This window comes from Neisseria sp. P0009.S007 (assembly GCF_051962515.1).
Genome location: NZ_JBQCVF010000805.1, coordinates 1 through 647 on the forward strand (window position 1 = coordinate 1; position 647 = coordinate 647).

Genomic DNA, 647 nt, shown 5'->3' on the forward strand with positions numbered 1-647 from the left:
AGGATATTGAATCCTTATTCAAAGGCCGTCTGAAAAACTTAGGACAAAACCAAAATGACTTTTCAAAATAAAAAAATCCTCGTCGCCGGACTAGGCGGCACGGGCATTTCTATGATTGCCTACCTGCGCAAAAACGGCGCGGAGGTTGCCGCGTATGATGCGGAGCTGAAACCGGAGCGCGTGTCGCAAATCGGTAAGATGTTTGACGGGCTGGTGTTTTATACGGGCCGTCTGAAAGATGCGTTGGATAATGGTTTCGATATTTTGGCGCTCAGTCCCGGCATCAGCGAGCGTCAGTCAGATATCGAGGCGTTCAAGCAAAACGGTGGGCGCGTGTTGGGCGATATCGAATTGCTGGCGGGCATTGTGAACCGCCGCGGCGACAAGGTGATTGCGATTACCGGCAGCAACGGCAAAACGACGGTAACGAGCTTGGTCGGCTATCTCTGCATCAAGTGCGGGCTGGATACTGTCATCGCGGGCAATATCGGCACGCCGGTTTTGGAAGCGGAATTGCAGCGCGAAGGCAAAAAGGTGGACGTGTGGGTGTTGGAGCTTTCCAGCTTCCAACTGGAAAACACCGAAAGCCTGCGCCCGACTGCGGCGACGGTGCTGAACATTTCCGAAGACCATCTCGACCGCTACGA

At 53.8% G+C, this 647-nt stretch carries 1 protein-coding gene; it reads left to right on the forward strand.

Features of this window, described 5'->3' with window-relative positions:
* Nucleotides 1–54: 54 nt before the first annotated feature.
* Nucleotides 55–647: Mur ligase family protein (locus ACTHS3_RS16490; protein WP_440368573.1), on the forward strand; the 593-nt coding region annotated here is incomplete at its 3' end.